The sequence below is a fragment of the Microcystis sp. M53598_WE2 genome, from assembly GCF_030067735.1.
Taxonomy (GTDB): Bacteria; Cyanobacteriota; Cyanobacteriia; order Cyanobacteriales; family Microcystaceae; genus Microcystis; species Microcystis aeruginosa.
In genome coordinates this window covers 1-3,046 of the sequence record NZ_JASJFE010000645.1, presented here as the reverse complement: position 1 = coordinate 3,046, position 3,046 = coordinate 1, and the positions used below count along the sequence as shown (strand labels likewise).

Below are 3,046 nucleotides of genomic sequence, written 5' to 3'. Positions count from 1 at the left end.
TTGAGACTCTCATTCACTTTTAGGGCGATAGAAGTTGATTTCTTTTTATTTTTCTATTCCGCCTTCTTGATAATCTCGAAGATAAGTTAATAAGGTATTTGGCGAGATTCCTGCTAACTGACAAATTTTTTGGTGCGGTATCTTTTGACTCTTTAACCACAGAACTTCCATCTTAAGTTGAACCCGGGGATGGGGATGATGAAATCTTTCATAATACAGTGAGTTCTTTTCTTCTTCCGTGAATTCTAAGTTAATCATGTTTTCAATGAGTGCTTTGCTTCTAATTATGACTCTTAAACTATATTATTGTCCTTGAGTAAAAAATGCAAGTTGTAGCCGTGCAAAGTATATTTGTCTGACCAAGTATCTGTTGTTTGAAAGCTGGCATCACCTTCTAGACTTTATGCTCGATGATGCCGTCCCTATTGCTCTCGTTAATTCTTCTTGATGTTGGATTGGGATGTACCTGGCAAAAGTGTTTGATGTTCCGTATCATTTGCTACATTCTGAATTGCTGTAATGCTGACAGCAAAAATAAATTCGGAACGATTTTGCGCCATTTCAGAGAGCAATCCAAATGTTAAGAATTGTACAACCCTCTTGTCATAAGGATTTTTATGTCATGAAACCTTAAATTTGGAATTGCTGTAATGCTGACCAACATATAGACAATTCTCAAAAACTGTGCTACCCTGAACATATCTTGACCACTATTCCTTAAGCGATAACCGAGCTTCGGCGGGTCGTGTTGCAAGAAAAAGTATGGGTCTTAGGAACTAGGACTTCTGCCAGGGTCGGGAAGGTAAGACTGGCTATCTTTCGAGGTAGAAAGCGCATCCCATTGAAGCAGGAAGCTCTCAACGACCTTGAGAGTATTTCACTTTAACTATCTATGGATACTATTCACTTTACAGGCATTCGTGCCTACGGTTACACAGGATATCTGGCCGAAGAACAGGTTTTAGGTCAATGGTTTGAGGTGGATTTATCCCTAGAACTTGATATCAGCATTGCTGGCAAAAGTGACGCGATTGAAGATACCCTAGATTATCGACAGGCGATCAAAATTGTCAAACACCAGATTGAAACCAGCAAATTTGCCCTAGTGGAAAAATTGGCCACGGTTATCGCTGAGGATATCCTACAACTCGATCGAGTGCGACAGGTAAGAGTACAATTATCGAAACCTGCCGCTCCAATTCCCCATTTCACCGGTAAAATCACCATCGATATCACTAGATCTCGTTGAGTTTACGGGTATTATCGACTAAACTTCGCGCAAAAGCGTCAAAACGTTGGGAAAGCTTCTCGTCAAGGATTTCTCCTTCTTCGTTGAAGACTTTCCACGCTTGTCCTAAGCCAATTTGTTCCGGAATTACCCAAGCGTGAACCCAACGGAGAATGATTCTTAAATCATTTAGGGCGTTACTATTGGATTGGCCGCCTAAAACACTGATTAATCCGGCAACCTTTCCCGATAACTCCTCAAAACTCATTAAATCTAGGGCATTCTTCATCACACCACTGACACTGCCATGATACTCCGGTGTCGCCAAAATTAATCCCGCTGCCGATTTAACCGTTTGCTGCATTTTGGCCACATCGGGATAGTCAGAATAGTCATCTCCCCCGTTACAGAAGGGTAAAGAGAGTTTTCTCAGGTCAATTATCTCTGTTTCTACCCCTAACCCCTGTACTCGACTGATAGCAACTTCTAACGCCATCGCACTATAGGATCCGGGGCGTAAACTGCCATTAATACCAACGATTTTGATCATAGAACTTATACAAACTCATAACGACTACATATAAGCTAACAAAAAAAGAGACAATTGGGGAAGCTTAGTTAAAAAAATATGTCGATGGGGCGGAGGGGGCGATCGATCTAAGTTTTAATGAGAGTAGAAAGAAAGATTTATTCCATTTCCCCTCATTGCCATGCCAGAATTTCTCGATTTTCTCAAACATAAATACGCCTATGTGGCTATTGGTGAATTCAAACCGGGGTGTTTTTCCGAAGCCCAAAAACTCTACGAAAAGGCCGTTTCCACCTATTCTACGGGATTCCAGGGGGCTTTTCTGTTGCAAAAACCCGGAACCGATGAAGGAATTGCCGTAATCATCTGGGATAAAATCGATGATATGGAGGCAAATAAAAGCGAAGACCATGAATTATTGCTGAAATCCATGGCTCCTCTATTTGCAAAACCGCCTGTCACCGATTTTTACGAAGTATGTAGCGAGATAGAAGGTTCCCCCATTTAGGAATAATGTTTCTTTTCGGTGGCGATTAATTTGGCGGCTAAAACCCCGCCTAGAAAGCCAAATAAATGTCCTTGCCAAGAAATCCCCGGACGGGAAGGCAAAACGCCCCAAATTGTGCCACCGTAGAGTAAAAAGACTAGAATTGACAAGAGTATAGAAGGAATATTTCTCTGGAAATAGCCCCGCAGTAATAAAAAACCTAAATAGCCAAAAATCAAGATACTTGCCCCGATATGGATGTATCCCGGAGCAGCAAATAACCAGACTCCTAACCCCCCCACCAGCATAGTTAACCCAGTCACAATAAAAAAGTCGCTGGTTTCCTGTAACATCACCAACCAACCGAGAATCAGGAAAGGAACCGTATTAGCGATAAGATGGGGAAAGTCACGGTGTAGGAAAGGTGCGAACAGAATACCCCGCAATCCGATGACTTGATGGGGCATAATCCCGAAATTGTCTAAACTGCCCCGAAAAACAAATTTATCTAAAATCTCTAACAGCCAAAAAATCGCCACAAAGGTAGCGAGGATTATTGCTTGGGTTTTTATTTCTTGCCGTGATCCTTGACTCATAAGATTGATGGATGAGCTATTTTTTCCCATTATAGCCCCCCACATCAGTTATCAGTTATCAGTTATCAGTTATCAGTGATTCAGTTACCAGTTATCAGGTGTGAGTTTTAAGTTTACAGTTATCAGTGGAATTAAATATAAGATGAACGTAGGTTGGGTTGAAGCATGAAACCCAACGCCTGCATGGGTTACGCTACCGCTAACCC

At 41.7% G+C, this 3,046-nt stretch carries 4 protein-coding genes and 1 pseudogene; 2 read left to right on the top strand and 3 right to left on the bottom strand.

All coding sequences use genetic code 11. From position 1 onward, the window contains the following. Positions 1–48: 48 nt before the first annotated feature. A pseudogene (locus PX636_RS13090) lies at positions 49–258 on the bottom strand (helix-turn-helix domain-containing protein); the annotation flags it as partial. A 634-nt stretch (positions 259–892) separates the two neighbouring features. Here PX636_RS13090 and folB point away from each other — a divergent pair. After that, complete coding sequence (folB, locus tag PX636_RS13085) at positions 893–1,249, top strand: dihydroneopterin aldolase (protein WP_002795705.1); 357 nt, start codon at positions 893–895, stop codon at positions 1,247–1,249. On the opposite strand, the gene PX636_RS13080 is transcribed toward folB, so the two are convergent. Next, positions 1,236–1,778: an NADPH-dependent FMN reductase gene (locus PX636_RS13080; protein WP_002795706.1), complete on the bottom strand. Its 543-nt coding sequence runs from the start codon at positions 1,776–1,778 to the stop codon at positions 1,236–1,238. The two genes, folB and PX636_RS13080, sit on opposite strands and share 14 nt — an antisense overlap. 160 nt (positions 1,779–1,938) lie before the next feature. On the opposite strand from PX636_RS13080, the gene PX636_RS13075 reads away from it, so the two are divergent. Continuing rightward, positions 1,939–2,265 carry a hypothetical protein gene (locus PX636_RS13075; RefSeq protein WP_002735315.1) on the top strand — a complete coding sequence of 109 codons (327 nt, stop codon included), beginning with the start codon at positions 1,939–1,941 and terminating at the stop codon, positions 2,263–2,265. Here PX636_RS13075 and PX636_RS13070 read toward each other — a convergent pair. Further along, a complete protein-coding gene (locus PX636_RS13070) occupies positions 2,262–2,870 on the bottom strand; it encodes a rhomboid family intramembrane serine protease (protein ID WP_288117520.1) in 609 nt (202 codons plus the stop codon). The genes PX636_RS13075 and PX636_RS13070 overlap by 4 nt on opposite strands. Positions 2,871–3,046 lie beyond the last annotated feature (176 nt).

Coding starts and splice junctions, on each gene's coding strand:
- folB (WP_002795705.1), top strand. CDS start 893: ATGGATACTATTCACTTTACAGGCATTCGTGCCTACGGTTACACAGGA.
- PX636_RS13075 (WP_002735315.1), top strand. CDS start 1,939: ATGCCAGAATTTCTCGATTTTCTCAAACATAAATACGCCTATGTGGCT.
- PX636_RS13080 (WP_002795706.1), bottom strand. CDS start 1,778: ATGATCAAAATCGTTGGTATTAATGGCAGTTTACGCCCCGGATCCTAT.
- PX636_RS13070 (WP_288117520.1), bottom strand. CDS start 2,870: ATGGGAAAAAATAGCTCATCCATCAATCTTATGAGTCAAGGATCACGG.